2 rRNA genes are annotated in these 3725 nt (G+C 56.7%); both read right to left on the bottom strand.

What is annotated here, in order from left to right:
- A 23S ribosomal RNA gene (locus AC5RUJ_RS12575) occupies positions 1 to 1541 on the bottom strand; the annotation flags it as partial.
- A gap of 480 nt (positions 1542 to 2021) precedes the next feature.
- Positions 2022 to 3545: ribosomal RNA gene (locus AC5RUJ_RS12580) — 16S ribosomal RNA — on the bottom strand.
- Positions 3546 to 3725 lie beyond the last annotated feature (180 nt).

The raw sequence follows: 3725 nt of genomic DNA on the forward strand, positions 1-3725 counted from the left end.
TTGGCATGGGCGGTTTTTCGCCGGTACGGGAATATCAACCCGTTGTCCATCGACTACGCCTGTCGGCCTCGCCTTAGGTCCCGACTTACCCAGGGCAGATTAGCTTGACCCTGGAACCCTTGATCATTCGGCGGACGGGTTTCCCACCCGTCTTTCGCTACTCATGCCTGCATTCTCACTCGTGTAGGCTCCACCACTGGCTTCCGCCGCAGCTTCACTGCCCACACGACGCTCCCCTACCCACCAGCGCTCCTGAACCACGAAGGCTTGGATAATACGCTGATGCCACAACTTCGGCGGTGTACTTGAGCCCCGCTACATTGTCGGCGCGGAATCACTTGACCAGTGAGCTATTACGCACTCTTTCAAGGGTGGCTGCTTCTAAGCCAACCTCCTGGTTGTCTGGGCAACTCCACATCCTTTTCCACTTAGCACACGCTTAGGGGCCTTAGTTGGTGGTCTGGGCTGTTTCCCTCTCGACTATGAAGCTTATCCCCCACAGTCTCACTGCTGCGCTCTCACTTGCCGGCATTCGGAGTTTGGCTGACGTCAGTAACCTTGTAGGGCCCATCGGCCATCCAGTAGCTCTACCTCCGGCAAGAAACACGCAACGCTGCACCTAAATGCATTTCGGGGAGAACCAGCTATCACGGAGTTTGATTGGCCTTTCACCCCTACCCACAGCTCATCCCCTCCATTTTCAACTGAAGTGGGTTCGGTCCTCCACGCGCTCTTACACGCGCTTCAACCTGGCCATGGGTAGATCACTCCGCTTCGGGTCTAGATCACGCCACTGCAACGCCCTGTTCAGACTCGCTTTCGCTACGGCTTCCCCACACGGGTTAACCTCGCGACGTAACACTAACTCGCAGGCTCATTCTTCAAAAGGCACGCCGTCACAGCTACTAAGGCTGCTCCGACGGATTGTAAGCACACGGTTTCAGGTACTGTTTCACTCCCCTCCCGGGGTACTTTTCACCTTTCCCTCACGGTACTTGTCCGCTATCGGTCATCAGGTAGTATTCAGGCTTACCAGGTGGTCCTGGCAGATTCGCACGGGATTTCTCGGGCCCCGTGCTACTTGGGATACTCTCCAAGCGGCGTCACGCATTACGGTTACAGGGCTTACACCTTCTCCGGCCGGCCTTTCAAGACCGTTCACCTATACGCACGCACTCACTTTCGCTGTCCGGCAGAACAGCAGCGGAAAGTCCCGCAACCCCGGCCATGCAACGCCCGCCGGCTATCACACATGGACCGGTTTGGCCTCTTCCGCGTTCGCTCGCCACTACTGACGGAATCACTGTTGTTTTCTCTTCCTGCGGGTACTGAGATGTTTCACTTCCCCGCGTTCCCTCCACGCACCCTATGTGTTCAGGTACGGGTCACCCGGTCACTCGCGCGCCGGGCGGGGTTTCCCCATTCGGACATCCTGGGATCACCGTTCGGTTATCAACTCCCCCAGGCTTATCGCAGATTCCCACGTCCTTCTTCGGCTCCTGATGCCAAGGCATCCACCGTGTGCTCTTAAAAACTTGACCACAAAGATCAAAATCAGCTATTCGAGAGAACCAGGACAACCAACCGTCACAAAGACAGTCAGCCACCAGGTTCATCAAAAAAATTGCTTTAAGATGCTCGCGTCCACTATGTAGTTCTCAAACAACAACCCCGTCACCCCCACCCCCGCCACCCCACAAGGGGCGGCCGGCGCGGCAAGCGCAGGAAACAAGAGGAACCAACTTCTTCCCTCTCCTCACATCGCTGCAAGAATAAGGTCCTGTTGCCTCAGGACCCAACAGTGTGCCAAAAGACATCCCCCGCGAAACCAACCACACACGTTCCAAACACCCCGAAGGGCACCGTACTTAGCATGCGGCCAACCGCGAAAGACACCGAATCCGTTGATATTCCACCCATGAGCACCCGCCGGACAACAGACGCGTCCGCAACGGGCTTGCCCTGCAAACCACCCAACCCGCACTATGACAGGCCAGGAAAGGTTCGAGGAAGCTCCTTAGAAAGGAGGTGATCCAGCCGCACCTTCCGGTACGGCTACCTTGTTACGACTTAGTCCCAATCGCCGGTCCCACCTTCGACGGCTCCCTCCCACAAGGGGTTAGGCCACCGGCTTCGGGTGTTACCAACTTTCGTGACTTGACGGGCGGTGTGTACAAGGCCCGGGAACGTATTCACCGCAGCGTTGCTGATCTGCGATTACTAGCGACTCCGACTTCATGGGGTCGAGTTGCAGACCCCAATCCGAACTGAGACCGGCTTTTTGGGATTAGCTCCACCTCACAGTATCGCAACCCATTGTACCGGCCATTGTAGCATGCGTGAAGCCCAAGACATAAGGGGCATGATGATTTGACGTCGTCCCCACCTTCCTCCGAGTTGACCCCGGCAGTCTCCCATGAGTCCCCGCCATTACGCGCTGGCAACATGGAACGAGGGTTGCGCTCGTTGCGGGACTTAACCCAACATCTCACGACACGAGCTGACGACAACCATGCACCACCTGTGAACCGGCCCCGAAGGGAAGGACTGTTTCCAGCCCGATCCGGCCCATGTCAAGCCTTGGTAAGGTTCTTCGCGTTGCATCGAATTAATCCGCATGCTCCGCCGCTTGTGCGGGCCCCCGTCAATTCCTTTGAGTTTTAGCCTTGCGGCCGTACTCCCCAGGCGGGGCACTTAATGCGTTAGCTACGGCGCGGAAAACGTGGAATGTCCCCCACACCTAGTGCCCAACGTTTACGGCATGGACTACCAGGGTATCTAATCCTGTTCGCTCCCCATGCTTTCGCTCCTCAGCGTCAGTTACAGCCCAGAGACCTGCCTTCGCCATCGGTGTTCCTCCTGATATCTGCGCATTTCACCGCTACACCAGGAATTCCAGTCTCCCCTACTGCACTCTAGTCTGCCCGTACCCACTGCAGACCCGGGGTTGAGCCCCGGGCTTTCACAGCAGACGCGACAAACCGCCTACGAGCTCTTTACGCCCAATAATTCCGGACAACGCTTGCGCCCTACGTATTACCGCGGCTGCTGGCACGTAGTTAGCCGGCGCTTCTTCTGCAGGTACCGTCACTTTCGCTTCTTCCCTGCTGAAAGAGGTTTACAACCCGAAGGCATTCATCCCTCACGCGGCGTCGCTGCATCAGGCTTTCGCCCATTGTGCAATATTCCCCACTGCTGCCTCCCGTAGGAGTCTGGGCCGTGTCTCAGTCCCAGTGTGGCCGGTCACCCTCTCAGGCCGGCTACCCGTCGTCGCCTTGGTAGGCCATTACCCCACCAACAAGCTGATAGGCCGCGAGTCCATCCATGACCGAAAAATCTTTCCACCCGCCACCATGCGGTGACAGGTCATATCCGGTATTAGACCCGGTTTCCCAGGCTTATCCCAGAGTCAAGGGCAGGTTACTCACGTGTTACTCACCCGTTCGCCACTAATCCCCGGTGCAAGCACCGGATCATCGTTCGACTTGCATGTGTTAAGCACGCCGCCAGCGTTCGTCCTGAGCCAGGATCAAACTCTCCGTTAATGTTTCAAACAGACACAGCACCAACGGCCGGGAAAACGACCGAAGACACTGCACTAAATTCAAACCAGGCTGATAAAACCGCGACACACCACAGGGGCGGCACGCCACGGCACTTTCAACCAATAAATAATTGGTATCAACAAACTTGGCACACTATTGAGTTCTCAAACAACAGGAGCA

Source organism: Arthrobacter sp. Y3223164 (assembly GCF_059091005.1).